The 25,938-nt window shown below is 67.7% G+C and carries 23 protein-coding genes and 1 tRNA gene; 17 read left to right on the top strand and 7 right to left on the bottom strand.

Annotated features, from left to right (window positions below):
- Positions 1 to 188 precede the first annotated feature (188 nt).
- The 3 genes from AB0E94_RS07120 (at position 189) to AB0E94_RS07110 (ending at position 1,919) form a co-directional block, all read left to right on the top strand.
- Positions 189 to 1,070, top strand: a complete 882-nt coding sequence (locus tag AB0E94_RS07120; RefSeq protein ID WP_360323474.1) for a helix-turn-helix transcriptional regulator — start codon at positions 189 to 191, stop codon at positions 1,068 to 1,070.
- Entirely contained in the window at positions 1,034 to 1,258 is a 225-nt protein-coding gene (locus AB0E94_RS07115; protein WP_317789319.1) for a DUF397 domain-containing protein, read from the top strand. The genes AB0E94_RS07120 and AB0E94_RS07115 overlap by 37 nt, the downstream gene beginning before the upstream one ends.
- Before the next feature lie 220 nt (positions 1,259 to 1,478).
- Positions 1,479 to 1,919 carry a hypothetical protein gene (locus AB0E94_RS07110; protein WP_360323472.1) on the top strand — a complete coding sequence of 147 codons (441 nt, stop codon included), beginning with the start codon at positions 1,479 to 1,481 and terminating at the stop codon, positions 1,917 to 1,919.
- Between the two features lie 58 nt (positions 1,920 to 1,977).
- On the opposite strand, the gene AB0E94_RS07105 is transcribed toward AB0E94_RS07110, so the two are convergent.
- The 3 genes from AB0E94_RS07105 to AB0E94_RS07095 all read right to left on the bottom strand — a co-directional run bounded on the left by AB0E94_RS07105 (position 1,978) and on the right by AB0E94_RS07095 (position 4,074).
- Positions 1,978 to 2,598 carry a hypothetical protein gene (locus tag AB0E94_RS07105; RefSeq protein WP_360323470.1) on the bottom strand — a complete coding sequence of 207 codons (621 nt, stop codon included), beginning with the start codon at positions 2,596 to 2,598 and terminating at the stop codon, positions 1,978 to 1,980.
- Between the two features lie 176 nt (positions 2,599 to 2,774).
- Positions 2,775 to 3,599, bottom strand: a complete 825-nt coding sequence (locus AB0E94_RS07100; RefSeq protein ID WP_360323468.1) for a WecB/TagA/CpsF family glycosyltransferase — start codon at positions 3,597 to 3,599, stop codon at positions 2,775 to 2,777.
- Positions 3,600 to 3,991: 392 nt separating this feature from the next.
- Positions 3,992 to 4,074, bottom strand: a tRNA-Leu gene (locus AB0E94_RS07095).
- A 232-nt stretch (positions 4,075 to 4,306) separates the two neighbouring features.
- Between AB0E94_RS07095 and AB0E94_RS07090 the strand changes: the two genes are divergently transcribed.
- The 7 genes from AB0E94_RS07090 to pknB all read left to right on the top strand — a co-directional run bounded on the left by AB0E94_RS07090 (position 4,307) and on the right by pknB (position 13,099).
- Positions 4,307 to 5,092, top strand: a complete 786-nt coding sequence (locus AB0E94_RS07090) for a DUF3662 and FHA domain-containing protein (protein ID WP_093620829.1) — start codon at positions 4,307 to 4,309, stop codon at positions 5,090 to 5,092.
- Between the two features lie 5 nt (positions 5,093 to 5,097).
- Complete coding sequence (locus AB0E94_RS07085) at positions 5,098 to 5,580, top strand: FHA domain-containing protein (RefSeq protein WP_093620755.1); 483 nt, start codon at positions 5,098 to 5,100, stop codon at positions 5,578 to 5,580.
- Entirely contained in the window at positions 5,577 to 6,938 is a 1,362-nt protein-coding gene (locus AB0E94_RS07080; RefSeq protein ID WP_360323466.1) for a PP2C family serine/threonine-protein phosphatase, read from the top strand. Before AB0E94_RS07085 ends, AB0E94_RS07080 begins: the two co-directional genes overlap by 4 nt.
- A gap of 75 nt (positions 6,939 to 7,013) precedes the next feature.
- Positions 7,014 to 8,468 carry an FtsW/RodA/SpoVE family cell cycle protein gene (locus tag AB0E94_RS07075; RefSeq protein WP_360323464.1) on the top strand — a complete coding sequence of 485 codons (1,455 nt, stop codon included), beginning with the start codon at positions 7,014 to 7,016 and terminating at the stop codon, positions 8,466 to 8,468.
- A complete protein-coding gene (locus AB0E94_RS07070) occupies positions 8,465 to 9,970 on the top strand; it encodes a penicillin-binding protein 2 (RefSeq protein WP_360323462.1) in 1,506 nt (501 codons plus the stop codon). Before AB0E94_RS07075 ends, AB0E94_RS07070 begins: the two co-directional genes overlap by 4 nt.
- Position 9,971: 1 nt before the next feature.
- Positions 9,972 to 11,333, top strand: a complete 1,362-nt coding sequence (locus tag AB0E94_RS07065) for a protein kinase (protein WP_360323460.1) — start codon at positions 9,972 to 9,974, stop codon at positions 11,331 to 11,333.
- Positions 11,330 to 13,099: a Stk1 family PASTA domain-containing Ser/Thr kinase gene (gene pknB, locus AB0E94_RS07060; RefSeq protein ID WP_360323458.1), complete on the top strand. Its 1,770-nt coding sequence runs from the start codon at positions 11,330 to 11,332 to the stop codon at positions 13,097 to 13,099. Before AB0E94_RS07065 ends, pknB begins: the two co-directional genes overlap by 4 nt.
- 60 nt (positions 13,100 to 13,159) lie before the next feature.
- Here the strand turns inward: pknB and AB0E94_RS07055 are convergent, their stop codons facing one another.
- Genes AB0E94_RS07055 through AB0E94_RS07045 form a run of 3 tightly spaced genes read right to left on the bottom strand, consistent with a single transcriptional unit; the run spans position 13,160 to position 15,352 of the window.
- Complete coding sequence (locus AB0E94_RS07055; protein WP_360323456.1) at positions 13,160 to 13,810, bottom strand: aminodeoxychorismate/anthranilate synthase component II; 651 nt, start codon at positions 13,808 to 13,810, stop codon at positions 13,160 to 13,162.
- Between the two features lie 4 nt (positions 13,811 to 13,814).
- The gene (locus AB0E94_RS07050) at positions 13,815 to 14,075 is read right to left on the bottom strand and encodes a hypothetical protein (protein WP_360323454.1); all 261 of its coding nucleotides are present in this window, start codon (positions 14,073 to 14,075) and stop codon (positions 13,815 to 13,817) included.
- Positions 14,076 to 14,080: 5 nt separating this feature from the next.
- Positions 14,081 to 15,352, bottom strand: coding sequence for a class E sortase (locus AB0E94_RS07045; protein WP_360323452.1), 1,272 nt, complete (start codon positions 15,350 to 15,352; stop codon positions 14,081 to 14,083).
- 580 nt (positions 15,353 to 15,932) lie between these two features.
- Between AB0E94_RS07045 and AB0E94_RS07040 the strand changes: the two genes are divergently transcribed.
- Positions 15,933 to 16,055: a hypothetical protein gene (locus tag AB0E94_RS07040; protein ID WP_360323450.1), complete on the top strand. Its 123-nt coding sequence runs from the start codon at positions 15,933 to 15,935 to the stop codon at positions 16,053 to 16,055.
- A gap of 469 nt (positions 16,056 to 16,524) precedes the next feature.
- Here AB0E94_RS07040 and AB0E94_RS07035 read toward each other — a convergent pair whose 3' ends face one another.
- Positions 16,525 to 17,286 (bottom strand): DUF881 domain-containing protein, encoded by a 762-nt coding sequence (locus AB0E94_RS07035; RefSeq protein ID WP_360323448.1) that lies wholly within the window; start codon positions 17,284 to 17,286, stop codon positions 16,525 to 16,527.
- Positions 17,287 to 17,520: 234 nt separating this feature from the next.
- Here AB0E94_RS07035 and AB0E94_RS07030 point away from each other — a divergent pair, with 234 nt between their 5' ends.
- The 6 genes from AB0E94_RS07030 (at position 17,521) to AB0E94_RS07005 (ending at position 25,938) form a co-directional block, all read left to right on the top strand.
- On the top strand, positions 17,521 to 17,784 hold the full coding sequence (locus AB0E94_RS07030) for a cell division protein CrgA (RefSeq protein ID WP_317789305.1): 264 nt from the start codon (positions 17,521 to 17,523) through the stop codon (positions 17,782 to 17,784).
- A gap of 177 nt (positions 17,785 to 17,961) precedes the next feature.
- Positions 17,962 to 20,103, top strand: a complete 2,142-nt coding sequence (locus AB0E94_RS07025) for a (Fe-S)-binding protein (protein WP_360323446.1) — start codon at positions 17,962 to 17,964, stop codon at positions 20,101 to 20,103.
- 124 nt (positions 20,104 to 20,227) lie between these two features.
- Positions 20,228 to 21,562 (top strand): hemolysin family protein, encoded by a 1,335-nt coding sequence (locus AB0E94_RS07020; protein ID WP_360323444.1) that lies wholly within the window; start codon positions 20,228 to 20,230, stop codon positions 21,560 to 21,562.
- Positions 21,555 to 22,595 (top strand): hemolysin family protein, encoded by a 1,041-nt coding sequence (locus AB0E94_RS07015; RefSeq protein ID WP_360323442.1) that lies wholly within the window; start codon positions 21,555 to 21,557, stop codon positions 22,593 to 22,595. Before AB0E94_RS07020 ends, AB0E94_RS07015 begins: the two co-directional genes overlap by 8 nt.
- A gap of 111 nt (positions 22,596 to 22,706) precedes the next feature.
- Complete coding sequence (locus tag AB0E94_RS07010; protein WP_360323440.1) at positions 22,707 to 23,621, top strand: LamG-like jellyroll fold domain-containing protein; 915 nt, start codon at positions 22,707 to 22,709, stop codon at positions 23,619 to 23,621.
- A 1,354-nt stretch (positions 23,622 to 24,975) separates the two neighbouring features.
- Positions 24,976 to 25,938: a hypothetical protein gene (locus AB0E94_RS07005; protein ID WP_360323438.1), complete on the top strand. Its 963-nt coding sequence runs from the start codon at positions 24,976 to 24,978 to the stop codon at positions 25,936 to 25,938.

Here is a 25,938-nt window from a genome sequence, read left to right as displayed (position 1 = left end):
GTGATGGACGTCGTATGGTGCCTTTTGTCGATTTTGACCATGTCCCTCAAGAACATTAAGTGACGCTAGCCATACGGAAAGATTGCACCACCAGTCCTGTCGATGCAAGTTGCATGTCACGCTTCCGTGATTCTCCGTGATCATCCACTGTGCTTGAACGATCATGAACGGGTCGGAAGACTGGGCGGGTGAATCGACGCCGCAGTCCCACCCTTCGTCGACGCCGCCTCGGTGTGGAACTGCGCAGACTGCGTGAGGCGGCCGGCGTGACCATCGACGTGGTGGCCGAACGGCTGGGCTGTTCGCCATCCAAGATATCCCGCATCGAAACCGGACATACCAGCGCCACGACCGCCGACGTAAGCGACATGTTGGCTTTTTATGGTGTGAATCCGGACATTGCGGAGGGTCTCGTCGGAATTGCTCGCGATGCCCGCCAGCGAGGCTGGTGGCATCCCTATTCAACCGTCCTGAACAGCACTTATGTGGGTTTCGAGGCAGAAGCTAGATCAATTAGGACGTACGAGCAGCAAGTTATTCCGGGTCTATTGCAGACGGAGGACTATGCGCTCGCTCTCATTGGATCCGCCCGATGGGATGACACCGACCAGAGAATCGCGCAACGGGTCCGCGTCCGCATGCAACGCCAGTCGTTGTTGATTCAGGACGATCCAATCGATCTTTGGGTGGTACTCGATGAAGCGGTGGTGAGTCGTCCGGTCGGTGGCGACGAGGTCATGCGTGAGCAGTTCCTACATCTGCTCGAGGTGATCCGTCTGCCGAACGTGACTCTCCAGATCCTGCCGTTCGCTGTCGGCGCACACGCCGCGATGGACGGCTCGTTCGCGATCCTCGACTTCCCCTCGGACGGTGACCCCGACCTGGTGTTCGCGGAGAACGCGGCCGGTGGGCTCTTCCTGGAGAAGGACGACGAGCTCCGCAAGTACCGGCAGGTGTTCGACACCATCCGGGCTGCCGCCCTCGATCCGGAATCGTCCAGCGAGATGATCAAAGTGCTGGTAGAGGAGCCATTGTGGAAATCGAGGCGAAGGGCCTCCGAGTCGATCTGAACCACGCGCGGTGGTTCAAGAGCACGCGAAGCGGCCCCAACTGCGACAACTGTGTCGAGGTCGCGTTCGTCGGTGAAGCGATCGCGGTGCGGGACTCGAAGAACCCGTCGGGACCGGCGCTGATCTTCACGACGGCCGAGTGGGACGCATTCGTGGGCGGCGCCAAGGACGGCGAGTTCGACCTCTGAGAACGTCCGCAACGGCCGGCCCCGCGAGCGCATCGCACGGGCCGGCCGTTGCTATTTGCCCGATTCTGCCGTCGCTGTGTGCGATTCGCCTCGTTGAAGTGTCCGAGCGCGGACCGGACCGCGCTGTGGGCCGGGACACCTCACCGGCTGGTTCTCAGCGCTGTCTCAGAACCTCTGGGACAACGCTGAGAGCCGGCCCGAACATAGGCAAGGCAGACAGATGACGATTGGTTCCGACAACCTCAGCAACGGTTCGTCGACGGCGCAGGACAGATTCAGCGGCGGGGTGAGCGCATACCGGCAGGGCCGGCGTGAGGCGCTCGGGCCCGACAACGACAGTGACCTGATGTCGCGGACCGCCGCGGGCCTGCCGACCCGGTCACCCGGCCGGACGCACACCAGCATCGAGCCGTCCAGCTCGCTGGACCGCGCCTCGAAACTTCCGGCCCTCGACCTTCAGGGCCTGAGCGACCCGGTCTTCTCGGCGGGCTGGGCGGACTCGTCGAGCCAGTCGATGGCCGATCATCCACTGCTGCGCGGCCTCCTGCTGGAACTGCCGGCCCGCGGCACCCTGCCACCCTCCGAATGGCTGGACCGCTGGTTCGAGGCGGCGCGCTCCATTCTGGAGCTTCTTTACGTTCAAGAGGCAAAGAAGCATTAGGTACGGCCTACGCCCGCACCCGCAGCCGGCCGACCGTCTCTACTGCGGTGGTCTGCGGTCAGCGGGCGCCGACCGGGGTGCGGTCTCGGTCGCGCCTCAGGGGCGCCATCGCGAGCGGGGCCAGGCGACTGTGCCGGAGCGCGGCGCGAATGCCGATCACGGCCACCGCCAGCACGATGACGATCGCAGTGATGCCCGCTGTCGCGGTGGCCTGGCCACCGGGCAGCGCCACCAGGCCGGCCGCGATCGGCAGCCCGACCAGCGCGGCGAGGCCGGTGACCTGGAGAGGCGCGGCCAGCAGCGGATGCGCGGCCGCGGCCCGCAGAGCCGGCGGCACCGGGGTGCGCGGAGCGGTGGTGAACGCGCCTGCGCCACGCCGGACCAGGCCGAGACGGCGCACGGTCGCGGTCAGCACGAGCAGGGCTGGAACCGCCGGAAGCAGCGCGGCCGTCGGCGCCGCCGAGATGCCCGGCACCAGACCGGAGACCAGCGGCACCGCCGCGAATGCCGCGACGCCGGCGACGACCAGCACGGAGAGCAGCCCGGCCCGGCGCCGCAACTGGCGTGCACTGCCGGCGGTGGGCATGCCGTCCGCCAGTAGCCCGGCTGCGAGCCAGACCGCGGCGAGGATGCCGATCAGGATGACGTCCACAGCGGTGTTCACATCGACAGCGTTCACCGTTTGTGACGGTTGCGAAACCGGGATATGCCCGGACGCGGTACCCCTAGGGGCACCGAATCACTTCATGTGAACGAATCATTACAGTCTGTGGATGACTTCACGGACTATGTGGACGAAGGTGGTCACTCAGTAAGTGATCTGTGACACTCTGTCGGAAACAAGATCCGCATCGATCAGACCGCGAACTCGGCCACCGGCACTGTCGACGGGGCCGGCGGGGTCGCCTTCCACAGGCCGAGCTTCTGCGCGCCGAGCCGGCTCAGGTAGGCCGGGTTCAGCAGGATGTACCGCTTCCACAGCCGCTTGGGCTCCAGGCCGAGACGCCACAGCCACTCCAACGCGTACTTCTGCATCCACGCCGGCGGGTTCTTGAGCAGTCCCGCGTGATAGTCGAACGCGGCGCCGACGGCCAGCAGCGGCATGTCCAGCAGCGGCCGCATGGCGTAGGTGAAGACCTCCTGCCGAGGGCACCCCAGCCCGACGAGCACCACCCGGGCCCCGGAAGCCTTGATCCGCTCAGCGATCGCCTCCGGCTCCCCTGGCTGCGACTTGCGGAACTTGGAGGCTTCCACCCCGGCGATCTTCAGAGCCGGGAACATCCCCTGTAGGGCCGGCACCAGCCGCTCAAGAGTCGGCTCAGTGGACCCGTACAGATAAATCGGAAGCCCTTCGGCGGCGGCTTGCTCAACCACCTTCAGGGTCAGGGTCGGTCCGTACACCCGGTCGGTCAGCCCAGCCCCGTGCAGGAGGTTGAGCGCCCACCGAACCGGCTGCCCATCCGGAGTGACCAGGTCGAACGAGTTGAGCCGGGCGTTGTGAGCCGGATCCTCGACACCGGTCATCACGCCGTGCACGGCCAGAGCCGTCACAGCGAACGGCCGCTGCTCCCGGGCCGCCTCGATGATCCGAGCCGTAGCAGTCGCATAGTCAGTCGCATCCACAAGCACCCCGAGAACGTTGCGCTTGCCCTGCCCGACACCAGCACCAGTCGCCGTCACGACCGCACCCCACCCTGAAGACCGAATAAAGCCGCGAGCATAGCGCCACCCCACCCATCACCCGAAAGGCGACGATCCCTCACGCCCAACAGCGCCCCGCCAGCCGTACCCCCGAAAGCCGTTGATCTTGACCCGAGGGAAGAGGAAGGCCGGAGGAGAGAGGGAGGGCCGAGGGGGAAGGGGGAGGGGTAGCGCGACCGACCCGCCCGCCGCGCCAACCGCACGAACGGCGACCGACCCACCTGCCGCGCCCACCGCACGAACGGTGACCGACCCACCTGCCGCGCCCACCGTGATGCGGGGTTTCCGGGGGCTCGGCCCACGGAGCAGAAAAGACGAGAGCGACCGCCGGTCCGCGCTTTCCGCGGACAGGGGTCGCCCATTCGATCTCGTGGGGATGGGGGGAGTTGAACCCCCACGTCCTTTCGGACACACGGACCTGAACCGTGCGCGTCTGCCATTCCGCCACATCCCCATGTGACTTGCCTCCAAGATCATACATCTGACCTTTTTGGCTGAAGCCGGCCGGTCGGGCCTGCTTTTTGTTACTCGCTGCGACAGACTACGCTGTCGCACGTCACCTAGCGAGTTGATATCGCCCTGGCAACGGAGGAAACACTAGCACGGCGTTCCAGGGCGCCATACGAGGGTCAGAAGTGCCGGCTGCTCTTGGGCTACAGATGCGCAAGCGGTCGCCGGATACCATCATGTCCTCGGAACCCGAGGAGGAGCCGGTGAGCGTGCTGCAGCGCTTTGAGAAGCGATTGGAAGGCCTGGTCGAAGGGGCCTTCGCCAAGGTCTTCAAGGGTGTCGTGCACCCTGTGGAGATTCTGAATGCCATGCAGCGGGAGGCCGAGGCGCACAAGGCCATCCTGGCCGGTGGTCGCACTCTCGTGCCCAACCGCTACGTGATCGATCTGTCGCCCTACGACCACAGTCGGTTGGCGCCCTATGCCGCCGCGCTGGCGCAGGAGCTGGCGCAGTCCCAGGCCGAGTTCATCGGCGAGCAGGCCTGGACGGTGTATGGCGACGTGATCGTCGAGATCGAGCGGGGCGACGGCCTGGACACGGGCATGTTCCGTGTCACCGCGGAGGTGTACACGGGTGGCGAGGTCGCCCCGGTGCAGCAGCCCGCGTATGACGCCGGCCCGCAGTATTCGCCCTATGACCAGCAGGGTGGTGGCTACCAGCAGCATCACCACGGCGGGCCGCGCAGTGTGGGCCTGGTCTCCGGTGACGGACGGACCTACCCGCTTCAGATGGGCTCGACCGTGATCGGCCGTGGCGACCAGGCAAACCTGCGTCTGCCTGACGTCGGCATCTCGCGTCGCCACGCCCGGCTGGACTACGACGGCAACCAGGTCGTGCTGACCGATCTGGGCTCGACGAACGGCACCATGGTCAACGGCCAGCGGGTGTCCGCCGTCGCGCTCAACCCGGGCGACATGATCCAGCTCGGCACCACGACGCTCACCTTCCGAGTGGACGGCTAGCGACCTTGCCCGAATTCGTCCTCACCGTCGCCCGGTTCGGATTTCTCATCCTTCTGTGGATCTTCGTGTTCACGGTTGTCGGGGTGATCCGGCGGGATCTCTTCGCGGGCGGCCGGACCAAGAGCATCGTCGCCAGCCCTCGGGGGGTGGGTGGCGCGGTGCTACAGGGCCGGCCGGCGAAGGTGAAACGCGGTAAGGCAGCGCGGCAACTGGTCGTGACTGCCGGCAATCTCGCCGGCACGAGGATCACTCTCGGTGAAGCCCCGATCACGATCGGCCGGGCCGAGGATTCGACGCTCGTCATCACCGATGACTTCGCGTCGGCCCGGCACGCCCGCCTGGTGCCTCGCGAGGGCCAGTGGTTCGTCGAGGACCTCGGCTCGACCAACGGCACCTACCTTGATCGCGGTAAGGTCTCCGGACCTACTCCAGTCCCCCTTGGCGTTCCGATCCGGATCGGGCGCACTTCCCTCGAGTTACGGCCATGACCCTGACCCTGCGCTATGCCGCTCAGAGCGACCGCGGTCTGATCCGAGACCTGAACCAGGACTCCGTCTACGCCGGGCCGCGACTTCTCGCTGTCGCGGACGGCATGGGCGGTATGGCCGCTGGTGACGTCGCGTCCAACATCGTCATCGCTGCGATGGCCCACCTCGACGACGACGTCCCCGGGGACGCCATGGTCGACGCCCTGCGACACGCCGTGGGGACAGCCAATCAGCAGCTCCGGGACACCGTCGACGCCAATCCTCAGCTGGAGGGGATGGGGACCACACTCACCGCGGTCCTCTTCTCCGGCAGCAAGTTCGGGATGGTGCACATCGGCGACTCCCGGGCCTACCTTCTGCGCAAGGGTGAGTTCGCGCAGATCACCAAGGACGACACGTACGTCCAGATGCTGGTCGACGAGGGCCGGGTCAGCCCGGAGGAGGCGAGCAGCCATCCGCAGCGCTCGCTGCTCACCCGCGCGCTGGACGGTCGCGACATCGACCCGGAGTACTCGGTTCGCCAGGTGCTCAAGGGCGACCGCTACCTGATCTGTAGCGACGGGCTCTCCGGCGTGGTCAGCGGCGAGACCATCGGGCAGACCATGCGCGAGCTCGCCGACCCGAAAGCGTGTGTCGAGCGGCTGGTGCAGCTGGCGCTGCGCGGCGGCGGACCGGACAACATCACGGTCATCATCGCCGACGCCACCGACGCCGACATCATGGAGCAGGCGCCGATCGTCGGTGGCGCCGCGTCACTCGACCGGGGTAACACCACGGTCGCGGACAGCTCGACCTCGGCGGCACGGGCCGCCGCGCTCAAGCCCCCGCCCCGCCCGGCCCAGCCGGAGCCGTCCGGTGGCTACGAGCGTGACGCGGAACCGACCGGACATCCGGTCCGGACGGCCCTGATGGTGCTGGCTCTGATCGTGGTGCTCGGTGGCGGCCTCTGGGTCGGCTGGCGGTACACCCAGAACCAGTACTACGTGGGGGCGACCGAGCAGGGTCAGCTCGCCATCTTCCAGGGTGTGCCCGGTCAGATCGCCGGTCTGGACCTGTCGACGGTCAGCGAGACCAGCAACGTGCGCCTGGACGACCTGACCACGGCGGCTCAGGAGCGGGTCAAGGACGGCATTCACGCCAAGAACCAGGACGGCGCCAGGACCATCATGGCCGACCTGACCAGTGACGAGCCGTCCAACTCGAACCTGAAGCCGATCTGCACCGTCGCCGGTACGACGCCATCGACCGCGGCTTCGCCGAGTTCGGCGCCGAAACCGAGCGGGTCCGCCTCCGCTCCGGCTGCTTCCGAAAGTGCTCCGCCGACGGTCGACCCGGTCGGGTGCCGGACCGTCGACTGAGCACGGCCTACAGTCTGGGGAAGATTCTTGACCGCGTCCGCCGTACCGGCTCCACCGCCCGCTTCCACGGGCGAGATGTCGCGTATCCGGGGATTGAAGACACGCCGCAACGCCGAACTCGGTCTGCTGGTGTTCGCCATGCTGCTCGTCGCTGCGTTCGGCGCGACCGTGGAGGCCAACCAGTTCGACGAGATCAAGCCGAATTTCTGGGTGCCGGCCGGCCTGATCGGCATCCTGTTCTTCGGCCTGCACATGGTGGTGCGGTTCACCGCGCCGTTCGCCGACCCGGTGCTGCTGCCGGCGGTCGCGTTGATCAACGGCATCGGCGTGGCCTTCCTACGCCGTCTCGACCTTGAGAATGCGATCGCCAACGAGCGGGCCATCCCGGGATTCTTCGCCGAGACCAGCGGCCGCCAGCTGGCCTGGACACTGCTGTCGCTGATCCTGGCGGCGGTGCTGCTCCTGCTGCTGCGTGACCACCGGGTGGTGTCCCGGTACGCGTACACCCTGGGTCTTGTCGGAATCGTGCTGATGATGATTCCGGCGGTCCTGCCCGCCAGCATCTCCGAGGTGAACGGCGCGAAGCTGTGGATCCGCCTCGGTTCGGTCTCGATCCAGCCGGGTGAGTTCGCCAAGCTGGCACTGGTGTCGTTCTTCGCCTACTACCTGGTCCGTAAGCGTGAGGTTCTGTCACTGGCCAGCCACCGGGTGCTCGGTATCGACTTCCCGCGTGGCCGTGACCTCGGCCCGGTTCTGACGGTGTGGCTGTTCAGCCTCCTGGTGTTGGTCTTCGAGAAGGACCTCGGCACCGCGCTGCTCTACTTCGGCCTTTTCGTCGTCACCCTCTACGTCGCGACCGAACGATCCAGTTGGCTGATCATCGGCCTGGTCCTGTTCTTCGGCGGCGTCTACGTCGCCTATCTGCTCGGCGACGTGGTGGGCGGCCCGTTCGCGAACTTCTACGACCGGGCCGAGATCTGGCTCGACCCGTTCTCCCAGAAGAACTACGAGCGGGAAAGCGGGAACAGCTATCAGCTGGTCCAGGGTCTGCTGGGCCTGGGCACCGGCGGCCTGTTCGGCACCGGGCCGGGCGCCGGCTCGCCGTTCAAGGTGCCCGAGGTCCGTACCGACTTCATCTTCGCCGGCCTCGGTGAGGAGATCGGCCTGTTCGGCCTGGCCGCCCTGCTGATCGTCTACCTGTTGATCGTGGAGCGCGGCCTGCACGCGGCACTGGCGGTGCGTGACTCGTTCGGCAAGCTGGTCGCCGGCGGTCTCGCCTTCACGCTCGGCCTCCAGGTCTTCGTGATCCTCGGCGGCATCACCGGACTGATCCCGCTGACCGGCCAGACCACCCCGTTCCTCTCCGCGGGTGGTTCCTCGCTGATGGCGAACTGGTTGCTGGTCGCCATGCTGCTGCGGATCTCCGACGCGGCTCGCCGGCCGGCGAACACACCGGCGGAACGAGCCAGTGGACCGAAGAAGGCCCCCACCCAACTGCACGGCGCCATGACGGAGGTGATCAAGCCGTGAACGCCCCTCTCCGACGTGCCGGTGTCGTCATCCTCGTCCTGTTCGCGCTGATCTTCGGCAAGCTGAACTGGGTTCAGGCGTACAAGGCCGACGAGTACCGCAACGACGCCCGCAACAAGCGAGTCCAGATCGCCGAGTACGAACGGCCCCGCGGTGTGATCCAGGCAGCCGGTGGCGAGACCCTGGCGCAGAACACCGAGACCGAGGGTGAGCTCAAGTACCAGCGGATCTACCCGAAGAAGGAGATCTACGCGCCGGTCCTGGGCTACAAGCCGGTCAACCTCTCCGCGGTCGGTGTCGAGGAGTTCGAGAACGACATCCTCTCCGGCTCCAGCGACAAGCTCTTCGCCGACCGGCTCAGCGACATGTTCACCGGTGACAAGACCGGTGGCGGCAACATCGTGCTGTCGCTGATCCCACGCGCGCAGGAGGTCGCCTGGAAACAGATGACCGACAACCAGCGCGACGTGACGAAGGGCGCGGCGGTCGCGATCGACCCGAACACGGGCGCGATCCAGGCGATGGTCTCGATGCCGAGTTACGACCCGAACCCGCTGGCCAGCCACGACGACAAGGTCGCGTTCGACGCGTTCAAGAAGCTCAGCGCCGACAAGGACCAGCCGTTGCTGAACCGGGCGGTGGCGAACACCCTGCCACCCGGCTCGGTCTTCAAGGTGATCATCTCGGCGGCCGCGCTGGAGAACAACTACAACCTCGACACCCAGATTCCGGCGGGCAGCGTCTACCAGGAGGGCGGCGCGACGATCCGCAACTCCGAGGACGAGGTGTGCCCCGGCAGCGAGATCACTCTCAAGGATGCGCTGACCACGAGCTGTAACACCGGCTTCTCGAAGCTCGGTGTGAAGCTCGGCCGGGATGTGGTAATCAACACAGCCAAGAACTGGGGCTTCGAGGACGAGGCGCTCCACATCGGTGAGCCGGAGACTGCTGACAAGGGCATGCCGGTGGCGGCCAGCCGGACCGGCGCCATCGCCAACGAGGACGGCAGCGTCGACAAGTCCGCGCTGGCCCAGTCGTCGCTCGGCCAGCGTGACGTCCGGATGACCCCGCTACAGGGCGCGCTGATGGCCGCGACGGTGGCCAACAGTGGCAAGCAGATGCAGCCCTACCTGGTACAACAGCAGCTCGACTCGGACCGCCGGACGATCTACACGGCCAAGCCGAAGGTGCTTCGCGAGCCGACCAGCGCTGGCGTCGCCGAGGGCCTCAAAGAGATGATGATCAGCGTCGTCGAGAACGGCACCGGCAAGAACGCCAGGATCAGTGGCTTCACTGTCGGAGGCAAGACCGGTACCGCGCAGAACGCCGAAGGCGCGGATCCGCACGGGTGGTTCATCGGCTTCGCGTACGACGAGGACGGGAAGGCGGTGTCCGCGGTGTGCGTCATGCTGGAGAACGTGCCCGGCGGTCATGCCAGCGCTGAGGCAGCCCGGATCGCCGGGCTCATCATGAAGGCCGCCGCGGGCCGGGGAGGGGACTGACATGATCCGGCCGGGGGTCATGCTCGGTGGGCGATACCGCTTGGAGGAGCGGATCGCCGGTGGCGGCATGGGTGATGTCTGGCGCGGCACGGACGACGTGCTGGGCCGGACCGTCGCGGTCAAGATCCTGCTGCCCGCGCTGCTCGACGAGCCGGGTTTCGCCGAGCGGTTCCGCGGCGAGGCACGGACCATGGCCACCATCAATCATCCCGGCGTCGTGGACGTCTACGACTACGGCAGCGATCAGCAGATCGCGTTCCTGGTCATGGAGTATGTCGAGGGCGACGCCCTCTCCCGGACGCTGAGCCGGGTCGGCCGGCTGACGCCGGCGCGGACCATGGCGCTTGTCGCGCAGGCAGCCGACGCGTTGCAGGCGGCACACGGCAACGGCATCGTTCATCGAGACGTCAAACCAGGCAATCTTCTGGTACGGCCGAACGGCACCCTGGTTCTCACCGACTTCGGTATCGCCCGTTCCGCACTCGTCGGACAGCTCACCGTGGCCGGCGCGGTGCTCGGCACGGCCTCCTACATCTCCCCCGAGCAGGCTGCCGGTGACGTCGCGACCGCGGCCTCCGATGTGTACGCTCTCGGCGTCGTCGCTTACCAGTGCCTCTCCGGCCATCGCCCGTTCGACGGGGCCACCCCGATCGAGATCGCGATGAAGCACGTCCGGGAGACCCCGCGACCACTGCCCGCCGACATCCCGCCCGCAGTCCGCGCCATCGTCGAACGCGCCATGGCCAAGGACCCGGGTGCCCGCTGGCCCAGTGCCTCGGCGATGGCCGCGGTGGCCCGGCAGGCGGCGTCCTCCTTGACGACCGCTCAGCAGCCGGTCGCCCCGCAGTCCGCACCCCCGGTGCACAACTCGCGCCCGACGAGCGCGCCGCCGAACCGTCCGCAGTCGGGCGGGCCCACCTCCGGTGCCGCGCGTGCCGCGGTCCCGCGGCCGGTCTCCGGTGCCCGTGGTGCGGCGTCGGTGCCGTCCGCGCCGCCGGCCTCCCAGCCGATGTCGCCGGCGCCTCCGCCGTACCGGCCGCAGTCGGGTCCGCCGATGAACACGTACCAACCACAGCCCCCGGCCGCGAAGCAGGAGAGTTCGTTCGGGCGTCAGGTGCTGGTGGTCCTCGCCGTGGTGCTGGCTCTGCTGGTGCTGCTCTGCGCCGGGGTCATCTCTTTCCTGTTACGACATGGCAACGGCAGTTCCGCCTTGGGCAGCACGCTGGGTCATCACAGCAGCTCTGAGGCTATCCTCCGCTCGGGCGTGGTCGTCGACCCTGTGTCGGTGGCGTCGTACCGTCTTACAAAGGCCGATGCCCAGCTCGGCTGGATCCGACCGAACGAAGGACGACAGACGTTATGACGGCGCAGGCCCGCCTGCTCGGTGGCAGGTATCAGGTCGGCGAGCTGCTCGGATACGGCGGCATGGCCGAGGTGCACCGGGGGCGTGACCTGCGCCTCGGTCGCGACGTCGCCATCAAGATGCTGCGTACGGACCTGGCCCGGGACGCCACGTTCCAGGAGCGGTTCCGTCGTGAGGCACAGAACTCGGCCGCCCTGAACCACCCAGCGATCGTCGCCGTCTACGACACCGGCGAGGAGATCTCGGCCACCGGCGAGAAACTGCCGTTCATCGTGATGGAGTTCGTCAACGGACGGACCCTGAAAGAGGTTCTCGCCCAGGAGCAGCGGCTTCAGCCACGCCGCGCCCTGGAGATCATCGCCGACATCTGCGCCGCGCTGGAGTTCAGCCACCGGCACGGGATCATCCACCGGGACATCAAGCCCGGCAACGTGATGATCACGCAGAACGGCCAGGTCAAGGTGATGGACTTCGGTATCGCCCGGGCCCTGGCCAGCGGCGCCACCACCATGACTCAGACCAGCGCGGTCATCGGCACCGCGCAGTACCTGTCGCCCGAGCAGGCGCGGGGCGAGTCGGTCGACGCACGCTCCGATGTGTACGCCGCCGGTTGTGTCCTCTTCGAACTAGTGATCGGGCAGCCGCCGTTCGTCGGTGACAGCCCGGTCAGTGTGGCCTACCAGCACGTTCGCGAGGAGCCGCGGGTTCCCAGCTCGATCGTCCGTGACGTCCCGCCGGACATCGACGCGATCGTGCTGAAGGCGCTGGCCAAGAACCCGCTGAATCGTTACCAGAGCTCCCAGGAGATGCGCGCCGACGCGTTGCGTGCCGTCTCCGGCCGTCCGGTGATGGCCACCCCGGTGATGAACCAGGCCGAGACCGTGGCGATGCAGGGCGGCCCGCGTCAGTGGCCGCCGCAGGGCGCCACCACGATCCAGCGGCCGATCCCGGCCGGCATGGGCGCTCCGCAGAAACCGGAGAGCCGGTCGTCGTGGGTGATGGCCGTGGTCGCCGGTCTCGCGGTTCTCGTCGTGGTCGTGCTCGGTGTCGCCTTGGCGATGTCGAAGAAGGGCGACGACAACGACACGACCGCGAACACGCCGACGACCTTCTCCATGCCGAAACTGATCGGGCTGACACCCCAGCAGGTTCAGGCCGAGCTCACGCGGGTCGGCCTGACGAACGCCAAGCCCTTGCCGCCGGACACGGACAAGGACTGCGACGGTACGGTCACCGACCAGGACCCGACTGCGGGCGCCAACGTGACCGCTACTGATCCGGTCACCTACAAGGTCTGCAATGCGCCGGAACCGGTGGAGGTTCCGGAAGGCCTGATCGGCAGTCCGCTGAGTGCGGTTGAGGCGCAACTGACCAGCCTCGGTCTGGAAGTCGACGTCCAGAGGATCGACAGCGCCTCCGAGAAGGACCGGGTTCTGAAGGTCGAGAAGGCCGGCCAGAAGGTCGACCGGGGCACCCAGATCACCGTGACGGTGTCCAACAACGCACTGGTCAAGGTGCCGCTGGTCGAGAACAAGTCGCTCGAGGCCGCACAGGCTCTGCTGGAAGCGTCCGACCTGGTCGCCGACCCGCAGTTCGTGCAGGCCGACGGCGAGCCGGGCACGGTGATCACCCAGGGCACCAAGGCCGGCAAGGAAGTCGAGCGCAACTCGACGATCAAGCTCACCGTGATCGCTGACCCCGACCCGAACCCGAGCACCTCGGAGTCCACCGGGACCGGCGAGGGCGGCGGCGACGAGCAGCCCTGATCGACGGATACGACGAAGGCCGGTACCCCGGGGGGTGCCGGCCTTTCTCGTATTCCTGAATCAGGCGGTGGCGAAGGCGGACCGGCGGCGGGTCTCCACCTCGGCGGCCAGCGCCGGGGCCTTCTCCAGCGCCGACGGCAGACCGCAGAACGCCAGCCAGTTCGCGAGCATGGTGTGACCGCCTTCGGTCAGTACCGACTCGGGGTGGAACTGGACGCCCTCGATCGCGAGTTCGCGGTGCCGCATCGCCATGACGACACCCGAGTCGGTCGTGCCGGTCACCTCGATCTCGGCCGGCAGCGTCTCCGACAGGACCGCGAGCGAGTGGTAGCGGGTCGCGGTGAACGGGTCGGGCAGCCCGGCCAGCACCCCGACCCCCTTGTGATGCACCTCGGAGGTCTTGCCGTGCAGCAGCTCGGGGGCGCGGGTCACGGTGGCCCCGAACGCGGCGCCGATCGCCTGGTGGCCCAGGCAGACGCCGAACATCGGGATCTTCCCGGCGTACTCCTTGATCACGTCCATCATGATCCCGGCGCGGGTGGGCTCACCCGGGCCCGGTGACAGCAGGATGCCGGCCGCGCCGAATCCGGCCACGTCGGCCACCGAGATCTCGTCGTTGCGGCGCACCTCGCACTCGGCGCCGAGCTGACCCAGGTACTGCACCAGGTTGAAGACGAACGAGTCGTAGTTGTCGATCACCAGAATGCGCACGTCATCACCTGCTGGGGCTCGGTTTGGGCTGGTTGGAGGTGGTCTCGTAGGGCACCTCGTCCGGGCCGGCGTCGCCCGGAATGGTGGATCCGGAGTCCTCACCGGTGCCCGCTTCGACCTGTACGTCGTCGAACGGCAGCAGCGGGGTGGCCCACGGGAAGACCCAGTACCAGAGCAGGGTCCCGACCGTCGTCACCAGCACGAGCGAGATGGCCAGCTTGCTCCAGACGCCACCCGGCAACTTGCGCCAGATCCACGCGTACATCGTCGTCAGGATGCTTTCATCTCGGCCGGCATGCCGGCGTCGGGCAGGGTCTGGTCCCGGGGGACCGTCTTGACCAGCTCGGCGTGGATGATCAGCCGCTCGTAGTTGTTGAACTTCGGGTTGCACGTGGTGAGAGTGAGCAGCGCCTGCGTCGGCTTGGCCTTGGGCTTGCCGGGCACCGCGGCGACCACCTCGACCTGGTTCGGCTTCACGACCTCTTGCTGGTAGACGTGGTAGATGAACCAGCTCTCGCGGGTCTCGACGCCGATGACGTCGCCGTCCTTCAGCTCGTCGAGCCGCCAGAAGATCTTGCGGACCCGGTGGCCGGCCACCGAGAAGTTGCCGATCTGCCCCGGCTTCGCGGTATCCGGGTAGTGGCCCGGCGCGTACCTGATGTCGTCGGGCTGGACGCCGTCGACGACCACCCACTTCTTGTCCAGTTTCGGGATGTAGAGCCGGCCCACCAGGTCGGCGCCCGGCGCCTTCGGGCCCTTCACCGTGCTCGCGGTTGGCGCCACGGTCGGGTCGGCCCAGGCCTGATCCAGCTCCGAGCCCAGGGTGTCCTGCTCGGCGTCGACCGCGGCCGAGTTGCCGAAGACCTGATAGCCGGCGAAGAGCAGCACCACGAGACCGAAAGTGATCATCAGCTCGCCGGAGGTGCGGATGCCGGTCCGGATCCGGGAGCCGATGGTCGGCCGGGTCAGTTCGGAGTAGACGCTCTTGTAACCCTCGTCGGTCTGCTCCGGGCGCAGCTTGACCACCCGCTCACCGCGCTTCGCCTTGTCGTCGGCCGGGTCGGGTTCCGCGTCGGCCGGCAGGCCGGAGGCAGGCGCACCACCGGCCGCCGGGGACACCGAGGCGGCGCCGAGTGCCGCGTCCGGGCCGGCCGCGTCACGCGCGGCCTGCGCCGCGGCACCCGGCGGGGGCGCGGTCGGCTTGGCAGGCGAGACCGCAGGTAGAAGACCGGTTGGAGCATCGACGGTACGGATGATCGCGGTCACACTCGGATCCCGCGTCGGGCCGGCCGTCCACGCCTGCGCCGGCTCGGGGGTCGAGCCGCCGGACAGCCAGTCGGCGGGTGCGGCCGGAGCGCCGGAGCGGTCCCCGGGAGGCCAGGCGGCACCGGAACCGGGCTCGGCCCGCGACCACCCCTGCTGGCCACGTCCCTGCTGGTCGGCCGCAGGCGTCCAGGCGGTCGTCGCACCGTCGTAGGCACCCACCGAACCCGAACCCGGCATGCCCGCGGCACCGGCCGTGGCCAGCTGGTTGTGCGCCACAGTCGGAGCCGGCGAGCTGTGCGCAGCGGCAGGAATGGCAGCCTGCGGGTTGTATGCCGCCGCCGAGGCCGCCGTCAGCGAATTATGCGAACCAGCTGCGGCAGCTGGGTTGTGGGCCGCCGCCTGCGGGTTGTGCGCACCAGCCGCGGCCTGCGGGTTGTATGCCGCCACCGGTGAACCGTGCGCACCAGGTGAGGCAGGCGGGTCGTAGGCCGGAGACGCAGTCTGTGGAGTGTGCGCAGTGGTCGAGGCGGCCGCCTGTGGGTTGTACCCCGGGGCGGTGACCTGCGGATTGTGCGTGGCAGTTGCGGCGGGACCGTGCGCGGCAATGGGGGCGGCCGCTACTGGGCTGTATGCAGCGGTAGGAGCGGTCGCCGGGCTGTAGGCGCCATTGGGTGCGGCCGTCTGGCTGTACGCGGCGTGGCCGGCGGCCGTCTGGCTGTGCGCAGCGGCCGACGGATGCTGTCCGGCGGGGACGGCAGCCGGGTTGTACGCAGGAGCCGGGGCGGTCGTCAGTGGAGCCGGAACGGGCGTGCTCAACGCACTATGTGCGACGGACACTCCGGGGGAAGCCGGATGCGTGGACGGGCCGGGAGAAGCCGGGTGCGGGGCGCCCGCCCGCAGCGAAGCGGCGACCGAGGTGTCGATCGGTGCGGTGACCGTCGCGTTCCACGCCGGCTGCGCCACGACCGGCTCCGAGTGAGCTGCGGCACGACGCGGCTCATATCCGCCAGACCCGCTGAGAGCCTCGCTGCCAGGCGCGGAAGGCCGCACCGGGGTAGCGGTGGGGGTAGGGCCGCCCAGATCGTTTCTGAGGGCTGTCGGACCGCCGGCCCCCTCAGTCGCCCGTCGCCGGGCCGCAGCCGCCGCGGCGCTGATCTCGTCTTGCGCGGAAGGCGAAGATGGCGCAGCGGCCACGGAGGGCGCGGCCGCGGGGGGCGCAGGGTGTGCGGTGGGCACGGACGGCGCAGGGTGTGCGGTCGGCGCGGATGGCGTGACGGGTCGTGGGTCGACATTGCCGCCAGGTCCGACCGGGGCCGCGAGCGGCCCACCGGGGACACCATCGGGTGCGGCATCGGTGATCCGCGGGATGTAAGCGGTCTGGGCGTCGCTGTCCGGCGCGCGGTGGCGGCCGGACCCGGACGGGTTCGCGGGGTACTCCGGAGGAACCATCACCGGGCAGCCTGCGCCGCGCGGAGGTCGGTCGAACCGTCGTACGCCTGCACTGTCACGTTCTTCTCCACCTTTTCCGTGTAACCGAGCCCGAAGTCGGCGACGGCCTCCCGGAACTGCCTGACTCCCTCTGACGAGTCCAACGCGCGAGTGAGCGCTGTGGGTTCGCCGATCGCGGTGATCTTGAAAGGCGGTGAGAAGACCTGGCCGTGAAGGAGCAGCGTGTTGCCGACACAGCGTACCGCGCTCGTGGAGATCACACGGAGATCCATGATCGTCATGGCTTCGGCGCCACCGGCCCACAACGCGTTCACCACGGCTTGGACGTCACCCTGGTGGACGACCAGATCGTCGTTGTCCGGGGCGTTGTCGCCGAAGTCGGTGCCGCGGCGCGGGGAGTCGTTGAGTGTCACGGTCATGCCGGAACCCTGAAGTTCGGTGAAGCCGGCCGACTGGCGTAGCGCGTTGGCCTGACTCTGTGCCGGTGGATCCAGTTCGGCCAGCCGGCCGGTCTGCTGGTCGACCTCGGACAACAGACGGGCGGCCTTCTTCTCGTTGGCTGCCAGCCGGGTCCGTTTCTCGGCGATCAGTTGTGTCAGTTGCGGACGGCGGTCGTCGCGTAGTGCCGTACCGTCTGCGGTGGTCGCCGACGTCGTGAACAGCAGACCCGCCGCCACCGCGATCAGCGGGACCCCCGCGGACCAGACCGATCGGCGGCGGTCGCGCCGAGGCCGGAGGCCGCGGGCGACGCGCCGGAGCACGAGCTGCCAGGAGGCTCCACCGGCGTCGCTCGGAACGCCGCCAACCCCTCGAAAAGCCACCCAGCCCCCTCAAGAACAGACGCTCGGGGTATTTTCTCGCCCCGGCGGGTGCCTGTCTGCGTACCGCCTTGACTACGCTAGCGGTCGAACAGTATTCGCCACGGGCAGCATTCGGGAGTTCCGGAGCCGCTCAGCGGTGGGTTGTTCACCACTTGTTGCCCTCAGGAGATCGCCGTGCCCAAGTCAGTGGTTCGCAAGAAGAAGGTCTACACCCCGCCGTCGGACATCAACCCGGCGGTGAAGGGTGCGTCCAACAAGCCGAGTCCGGTTTGGGTGCCCGTCAGTGCGGTGACCCTGATCGTGGTCGGCATCGCCTGGCTCGTCGTCTACTACCTGTCCGAGCAGCAGTGGCCGGTAGCGAGCTGGGAATACTGGAATCTTGCGGTCGGCTTCGGCTGCATGGTGGCGTCGCTGGGCCTGCTGTCGCGCTGGCGCTGAAACGCTGTTTCCTTTCTACCGCGTATACGTGAAAATCCTCGAAAGTTAGCGCACCCCCGCCTGGCGTGGGGTGCGCTTTCGGCGTGGGGCGCACTCCCTTGACCTGTGGCGCGCGCCCGTCTATTACTCGTGGGTAACATGGGCGGGCGCACCGCCGACCGAGGAGGCACAACGCAGATGGGCTACGCGCAGATAGTCGCCACCGTCTTAGCGGGGGCAATCACGGTGGTGGCCGTCTACCTGGCGGTACGTGCCGTCATGACGATCACCGCGGTGATCCGGCAGGGCCAGCCCGATCCGGCCCGCTTCGCCGAGCCGAAGGTCCGGACCAAGACCATGCTGGTGGAGACCGTCGGTCACACCAGGATGCTGAAGTGGTCCGCGATCGGCGCGGCCCACTGGTTCGTGATGGTCTCGTTCGTCATCCTGTCCTCGCTCGTGCTCGAGGCGTATTTCGAGGTCGTCGACCCGGATCTGGGCCTGCCGATCATCGGCCACTGGGTGGTCTTCGGCCTGGTCACCGAGTGGATCGGCATTCTCGGCACGATCGGCATTCTCTACCTGGTGTTCGTCCGCCAGCGACAGAAGCCGGGCGCGGTGAAGCGCAGCCGGTTCCTCGGCTCGACCATGTGGCAGGCGTACTTCGTCGAGGCGATCATCGTCGGGGTCTTGATCTTCGGCTTCCTGATCCGGGGCTTCAAGGTCGCCAACGATCACTTCGAGTACCCGCTGTGGGCCACCCCGCTCAGCCACGCCATCGGCTCGATCCTCCCGGCCTGGGAGGACGGCGCCACGTGGATGGCGCTCATCAAGATCCTGATCTCGATGAGCTGGCTGATCACCATCTCGCTGAACCCGACGATGGGCGTCGCCTGGCACCGCTTCCTGGCGTTCTTCAACATCTACTTCAAGCGCAGCCCGGAGAAGCCGGCCGGATCCGGTCTGGGCGCGCTGAAGCCGATGATGAGCGAGGGCAAGCCCCTCGACTTCGAGGAGGCCGACCCGGAGAAGGACCTCTTCGGCGTCAACCAGGTCGAGCAGTTCACCTGGAAGGGTCTGCTCGACTTCTCCACCTGCACCGAGTGCGGTCGTTGCCAGTCGCAATGCCCGGCCTGGAACACCGCCAAGCCGCTGTCGCCCAAGCTTCTCGTGCTGTCGTTGCGCGATCACGCGTACGCCAAAGCCCCTTATCTCCTCGCCGGAGGCGGGAAAGATCTGATGGGTGAGGAGAAGGCCACCGAGGCCCAGCTCGCCCACATGGACGTCCTCGCCCTTGCCGAAGGCAACCGTCCGCTGATCGGCACCGCCGAGGACCAGGGCGTCATCGACCCGGACGTGCTCTGGTCCTGCACCACCTGCGGCGCCTGCGTCGAGCAGTGCCCGGTCGACATCGAGCACATCGACCACATCGTCGACATGCGGCGGTACCAGGTGCTGATCGAGTCGAGCTTCCCCTCCGAGGCCGGCGTCATGCTGCGCAACCTGGAGAACAAGGGCAATCCGTGGGGCGCCCCGCAGAACACCCGTGAGGACTGGACCAAGGGTCTGGACTTCGAGGTGCCGCGGGTCGGCGAGGTCGAGGACTTCGACTACCTCTTCTGGGTGGGTTGCGCCGGCGCCTTCGAGGACCGGGCCAAGAAGACCACCCGCGCGGTGGCGACGCTGCTCAACGAGGCGGGTGTGAAATACGCCATCCTCGGTGAGGGTGAGACCTGCACCGGCGACCCGGCCCGCCGGATCGGCAACGAGTTCATCTTCCAGATGCTCGCCCAGCAGAACGTCGAGACGCTTCAGGAAGCCGGCGTCAAGCGGATCGTCGCCACCTGCCCGCACTGCTTCAACACCCTGGGCAACGAGTACGAGCAGCTCGGACTCAAGGTCGAGGTGGTTCACCACACCCAGCTGCTGGCTCACCTGGTCGCCACCGGCAAGCTCACGCCGGTCCAGCCGGTCGACGGCGGGGTCACCTACCACGACCCCTGCTACCTGGGCCGGCACAACCGGGTCTTCGACGCGCCGCGTGAACTGCTCGGCACCGCCATCGGCGGCGACGTGGTCGAGATGCCGCGCAACCAGGAGCGCTCCTTCTGCTGCGGCGCCGGCGGCGCCCGGATGTGGATGGAGGAGCGGATCGGTAAGCGGATCAACGTCGAGCGCACCGAGGAGGCCCTGGCCACCGGGGCGAAGACGATCGCGGTCGGCTGCCCGTTCTGCTACACGATGATCGGCGACGGCGTCACCGGTAAGGGCAAGCAGGAAGAGGTCGAGGTGGTCGACGTGGCCACCGTCCTGCTCCGCTCGCTGAAACAGGAAGCCTGATCGTTCCCTCGTCCGTGGCCGGCAGCCCAGCTGCCGGCCACACCCGTTTCCGCCGGACCGGTGACGGCACGGTTGGTGGCGAATGGCCCCAGTCCGGCACAATGAGGTCCGAGGTGAAGCGATCATGGACGGCCTGTTCCTGACCGCGGTGCTCCCGTTGGTGGCGTTTGCGCTGCTCACGGCGGGCAACGCGTTTTTCGTGGCGGCCGAGTTCGGGTTGGTCACCGTCGATCGGGTGGAGATCGACACCCGGGCCACCGCGGGTGATCGCCAGGCCCGCCGGGTCCAGACCGCTCTGCGGGAGCTCTCCTTCCAGCTCTCCGGCGCGCAGCTGGGCATCACGCTCACCGCGCTGCTCACCGGATACCTCGCCGAGCCGGCCCTGTCCGAGCTCTTCATCCCCCTGGTGGAACCGGTCGCCGGCGACTCCACCGACACCGTCACCCACGTGATCGCCCTGGTCGTGGCCACCCTGCTCTCCATGCTCTTCGGCGAGCTGGTGCCCAAGAACGCGGCGCTGGCCCGTCCGATGGGCATCGCGCTGCGCACGGCCGCACCCTTGCGTACCTTCTCGATCGTCTTCAAATGGCTGATCGCGGCGCTCAACGGCACCGCGAACTGGCTGGTCCGCCGCCTCGGCATCGAGCCGCAGGAGGAGCTGGCCAGTGCCCGCTCCCCCGAGGAGCTCGGCCTGCTCGCCGCGATCAGCGCCTCGGCCGGCGCGCTGCCCACCGAGACCGCCACCCTGCTGCGCCGGACCATCCGGTTCGGCGAGAAACGGGCGGCCAAGGCGATGACGCCACGCGTCGACGTCGTCGGGCTCAAGACCACCGCGACCGCGGCGGACCTCATCACGGTGGCGCGCGAGACCGGACACACCCGATTTCCGGTGTACGAGAGCACGCTCGACGTGGTCACCGGAGTGGTCGGGGTGAACGACGCCCTGGGCGTGCCACCCGAGCGACGGGCCGCGACACGCGTCTCCACCCTCGCCCGGGAACCGGTCCTCGTGCCGGAGAGCCTCAACCTCGACAAGGTGCTCGAAGTGCTGCGTACCGCGGGCGCCGACCTGGCCATCGTGGTCGACGAGTACGGCGGCACCGACGGTGTCGTCACCATCGAGGACCTGATCGAGGAACTGGTCGGGGAGATCGCCGACGAGTACGACACCGACCTCGGCGAGACCGGCACCCAGGAACTGACCGCCCCCGGCGGGGAGAAGACGTTCCTGGTCGACGGGCTGCTCCGGGAGGACGAGGTGCACGAGCAGACCGGGTTCCGGCTGCCCGAGGGGCCGTACGAGACGCTGGCCGGATTCCTGCTCGCCCGCCTCGGGCACATCCCGGTCGCCGGGGAATCGCTTGAAGAACACGGGTGGGAGTTCACCGTGATGGAGGTCGACCGGCACCGCATCGAGCAGGTGCGCGTGGTCGCGCCGCCGGAGCCGTCCGATGACTGAATTGCTGTTCGTCGCCGTGCTGCTGATCGGGAACGGCCTTTTCGTCGGCGGTGAATTCGCACTGATCGCCTCGCGGCGGACCGCACTGGAGCCGCTCGCCGAGACCTCGCAGGCGGCCCGCTGGGCGCTGTCGGCGATGAGCCAGATCCCGCTGATGATCGCCGGGGCGCAGCTCGGCATCACCATCTGCACCCTGGTTCTCGGCGCGATCGCCGAGCCGACCGTGGCGCACCTGCTGGAGGGCCCGTTCCACGCGATCGGGCTGCCGGACAACGCGGTGCACCCGATCGCGTTCGTGCTCGCCCTGATGATCGTGACGTTCCTGCACACGGTCGTCGGCGAGATGGTGCCGAAGAACATCACCCTGGCCGGGCCGGAGCGGTCCGCGCTCATTCTCGGCCCGTTCATGCTGGCCTTCTGCACCGCCACCAAGCCACTGCTCAACGCGATGCGCTGGGCGTCCCGCAACATCCTGAAACTGTGGAAGATCGAGACGACCGACGCGGTCAAGACGGTCTTCACCGCCGAGGAGCTGGCCGGCATGGTCACCCAGGCCCGTAGCGAGGGCCTGCTCGGCTCGGAACAGTACGCCCGCATCCACGCCGCGCTCGGCCTCAGCAACCGCACCGCCGCCGACACCCTGCTGCCCTGGTCGCGGGTCACCACGGTGGCCGCCGACGTGTCACCGGCGACGCTCGAGGCGGTCGCCACCCGCAGCGGCCGCTCACGGTTTCCGGTGGTCCAGCGCGACACGCGCCGGGTTCTCGGATTCGTGCACGTCAAAGACATTCTCGGGTACGGGGGAGCCCAGCGCCGCCTTCCGGTGCCGGCCGAGGTGATCCGTCCGCTGGCCGTGGTGCCGCCGGACCGGAGTCTCGCCGACCTGCTGCTCACCATGCGCCGGGACCGCCTGCACATCGTGCTGGTCAGTGACGGCAGCCGCCCGCTCGGCGTGATCACCCTGGACGACGTGCTGCACGCGGTGATCGGCGAATCGTCGGCCGCCGCACATCCGGCCTCACGGATGCGGTGATCTGCGTTACCCCGATTCGGATTCGGTGGTTCGGTCTACCGCGTTCGGGTGGTTCTTCGGCGTTTCGGTGCGCCGGTTCGCGACTTAGTCCTCATTCCGGACAATAAGTGCATGCTTCACTTCCGGCGGCGCGCAGTCCCGATCGGTGTCCTGTCGGCGGCTCTCGTCCTGGCCGGGGTGTCCGTGATCCTCCAGCGCACCCCGTCTGCAGCCGGGCCGCCACCCACATCCGGGCACAGCCCAGCTCCACCGACATCCGGACCGCCGCCGCGCACCACACAGGTGCCGGCCGTCACTCCGAACCGGGCGATACCCGGCTTCCTCGACAACGTGAGTGCCTTTTCCGCGCCGGTCACGCCTGGCCGGATCCGCATCGCCGGGGCGCCGTTCGAAGTCCGGTACGACTTCAACGGCGGAGTCGGCCGGCCCATCGCCGACGTCGAAGGCGGGCACGAACTGCGGCCCCTCGGGCAGAACGGGGGCGCGCTCCGGCTCGTACCCCAAGGATCCGGTCTTGCCGTCGCCTACCCGGACCGATGCACGCTGCCGAGAGAACGGGATTGCCCCCGCGCGATCCTGGAAGGCCTCCGAGACGACAGCCTCAACCCCGGACGGCGATCCATGCGGTACGGGGCATCGGTGCGCATGACCTACACGGACCTCGCCGACGGGGCCAACGTGTTGCAGAAGGGCTACTCGGTGGGCCGGGTCAGCCAGTACAAACTCCAGGTCGACCACAGGCAGGGCCACCCCAGTTGCGTGGTCGCCGGTTCCCGAGGAGGCATCTACCGGGCCGAACCGTGGATCAACGTCGCCGACGGCCAGTGGCACGACCTGGAATGCCGCCGAACCCTGAGCCGCCTGATCATGCTCGTCGACGGCGTCCCGCGAGCCTGGGTTCCCCTGCCACCCCAGCTGTCGATCGCGAACGCCGAGCCCCTTCGCATCGGAGGCAAGGGCCCGGCCCCCGGAAACGACCAGTTCGCCGGCGCCATAGACGACGTCTTCATCACCATCGGCGACTGACCAGGCGGCCCCTGCCACGTTTCCGCAGGTAGGCGGGATCCTTGAGGCCCTACGTGTTTCCCCTCGCGGGGCCTCGGGATCTTGCACGAATCTTCAACCTCGCGCCGATCTTGCAGCCCTTTCCGCGTCCCGGCGGGAAGAAGGCTGCAAGGTCGCCCCGGCGCAGTAGACCTTGCACGACAAATCACATCCAGAGGTGAAGAACCACGCAAGATCGCGGCCAACATGGAGAACGTGCAAGATCGCGGCCAGCGAGGACTCGACTTTCGTACTTTCTGGTTCCCCTTCGCCGCACGCGGTGTTCCGGCGTCGGCGAGACCCGTCATCCCGCATCTCATCCACCGGCTGGGGCAGACCTGAACCGCGCACCACAAGATCTACTTTCGGGTGCCGGGCCGGGTGCGACGGCGCGGTCTCCATGGGGTTGCGCGGCCGGGCTCGTGGAGGTTGCTGCGACGACGGGAGCACACGTTGGCGTTACGTGTGCCGACGTCTTCGCTGGGACGTGGATGAACGCACGCGATCGGCCCAGCGTGTGCGCCTGCCTTTGTCGGGGCGACGATGAGCGATCGCGATCGGCCAACGTGTGCGCTGACCACCGCCACCGCCACCGCCATCGCCGGAACAGGGAACGCGGACGAGTCGTCGCCGGCGGATCCTGCCGCAGCGATGGATCTTGCGTCACTGTCGGCCGGCATGCAGTAGCAATACTGCGGGGCTGAAGTCCGCGACCGGTGTGATCTGCGGAGGCGGGGCCGGGCAGTGGTTCACAAAGTGCGAAAGTCGAGCGAGGAGAACCGTGCAAGATCTACAAGACTGGCCGGGGACGAAATCTCCCGTGAATGCGACATTCCCGGCCTCGGGTCGGTGTCTAGTCGCATGCGCGACCGGTGCGACAGCCCGAAGGCTGGGCGGGAGAACACCGGACTGAAGAGGGGTCTGCTCGGCAGTCCTGTTGCTCGCGGCACCACATTGGGAAAGCCCTTCGGCTTCACGATGCCCGTGGAGGACTATCCGACCCTGCCGGACATGCCATCCAGCGGCCGAGCGCCGGTGTCGGGCGTTTGGCCGCCAATGGCCCGGACCTGTTTCCCGAAAACGGACCGGAACGACGGAAGCCCTGGTGGACCATTGGTCCTGACCAGGGCTTCCGTATGTGGAGCGGGTGACGGGGAATCGAACCCGCACTGTCAGCTTGGGAACCGTACAAGATCGCCAGTATGAGTCTGGAACCGCCAGCTCAGAGCGATGCCGAGTGGCTTGGAGTGACCTCAGGCGGCCTGCCGTACTGGCACGCTTGTGGCACGATCGAGCGTTCCCGAATGGGGTTGCCGGGTGGCTGATGATGGTCACGATGACGACAACACAAGGTGAACGCGACCACGCCAGTCTTCTGCGGCGGCTGGAGGTCCTGAAGCTGCCAGTGGTACCGCTCGAGCAACATGGCTTTCTGGCGCCCTCGGACCGCACGGAAATGAAAGTCGAGCCAGACGCGGTCGGCGTCGGTCCCGTCGGTACGGCGTTCGCCGTTTGGTCACATCGGAAGAGCTCCCGGCGCAAGCAGGTCACGTGGCATCTCGGTGGCAAGGGGAACCGGATCCTCGGCTCCGTTGATATGGAGACAGACCTTCGTGTGCGGTTCGTACAGCCGCTGACGGAGGGACGGGTGCTGCTGGCGGCGGCCCGTGCGAGACGTGGCGAGTTCAACGGTGAGGTATGGACCCGCGACGGCGATTTGGAGCACCAGGGCCACCTCGGCGACGCCATCGAGGAACTCCAGACGACCGCGTCGGGGAAGGTGTGGGCTGGCTACTTCGATGAAGGAGCGCTGGGTGAAGGCGGGCCGGAGGGACATGGCCTTGCCCGTTTCAACCAAGACCTGACCGTCGACTGGCTCTACCCGCACGATGCCGGGCTTCCCTACATCTCCGACTGCTACACGCTCAACCTTCAGGGTGAAACGGCCCATTTCTGCCCGTACACGGATTTCCACATCCAGTCGGTCTCGGACGACGCTGTCACGGACTGGGGACCGTCTCCCTATCGGTCTGCGCACAGCATGCTGGTCAGTGGCGCGGATCGTGCGCTGCTGGCGGGCTGGGGCTCCGACTACGACGTCGTGACACTGCTGCGGATCGGCCGGGAAGGTGTGCGCCAAATCGGCGGGCAGTGCCGCATCGTGCTACCCGATGGCATCGAAGCGCAGCGACTTCGTTATACATGCCGAGGCGGTGACCTGCATGCCTTCATCCGAGGGCGGTGGTACCGCACCGACTTGGATGCCCTCAGCGCGGTTGCTGGTTCCACCGACATCTGA

This window comes from Actinoplanes sp. NPDC026670 (assembly GCF_040638175.1).
Taxonomy (GTDB): Bacteria; Actinomycetota; Actinomycetes; order Mycobacteriales; family Micromonosporaceae; genus Actinoplanes.
This window is presented reverse-complemented; position numbering and strand designations above follow the sequence as displayed.

What these genes read in the sequence shown, in the direction of transcription:
- AB0E94_RS07050 (WP_360323454.1), bottom strand. Translation starts at nt 14,075, where the DNA reads ATGTACGCGTGGATCTGGCGCAAGTTGCCGGGTGGCGTCTGGAGCAAG.
- AB0E94_RS07025 (WP_360323446.1), top strand. Translation starts at nt 17,962, where the DNA reads ATGGGCTACGCGCAGATAGTCGCCACCGTCTTAGCGGGGGCAATCACG.
- pknB (WP_360323458.1), top strand. Translation starts at nt 11,330, where the DNA reads ATGACGGCGCAGGCCCGCCTGCTCGGTGGCAGGTATCAGGTCGGCGAG.
- AB0E94_RS07020 (WP_360323444.1), top strand. Translation starts at nt 20,228, where the DNA reads ATGGACGGCCTGTTCCTGACCGCGGTGCTCCCGTTGGTGGCGTTTGCG.
- AB0E94_RS07090 (WP_093620829.1), top strand. Translation starts at nt 4,307, where the DNA reads ATGTCCTCGGAACCCGAGGAGGAGCCGGTGAGCGTGCTGCAGCGCTTT.
- AB0E94_RS07015 (WP_360323442.1), top strand. Translation starts at nt 21,555, where the DNA reads ATGACTGAATTGCTGTTCGTCGCCGTGCTGCTGATCGGGAACGGCCTT.
- AB0E94_RS07110 (WP_360323472.1), top strand. Translation starts at nt 1,479, where the DNA reads ATGACGATTGGTTCCGACAACCTCAGCAACGGTTCGTCGACGGCGCAG.
- AB0E94_RS07010 (WP_360323440.1), top strand. Translation starts at nt 22,707, where the DNA reads ATGCTTCACTTCCGGCGGCGCGCAGTCCCGATCGGTGTCCTGTCGGCG.
- AB0E94_RS07075 (WP_360323464.1), top strand. Translation starts at nt 7,014, where the DNA reads ATGTCGCGTATCCGGGGATTGAAGACACGCCGCAACGCCGAACTCGGT.
- AB0E94_RS07080 (WP_360323466.1), top strand. Translation starts at nt 5,577, where the DNA reads ATGACCCTGACCCTGCGCTATGCCGCTCAGAGCGACCGCGGTCTGATC.
- AB0E94_RS07005 (WP_360323438.1), top strand. Translation starts at nt 24,976, where the DNA reads ATGACGACAACACAAGGTGAACGCGACCACGCCAGTCTTCTGCGGCGG.
- AB0E94_RS07065 (WP_360323460.1), top strand. Translation starts at nt 9,972, where the DNA reads ATGATCCGGCCGGGGGTCATGCTCGGTGGGCGATACCGCTTGGAGGAG.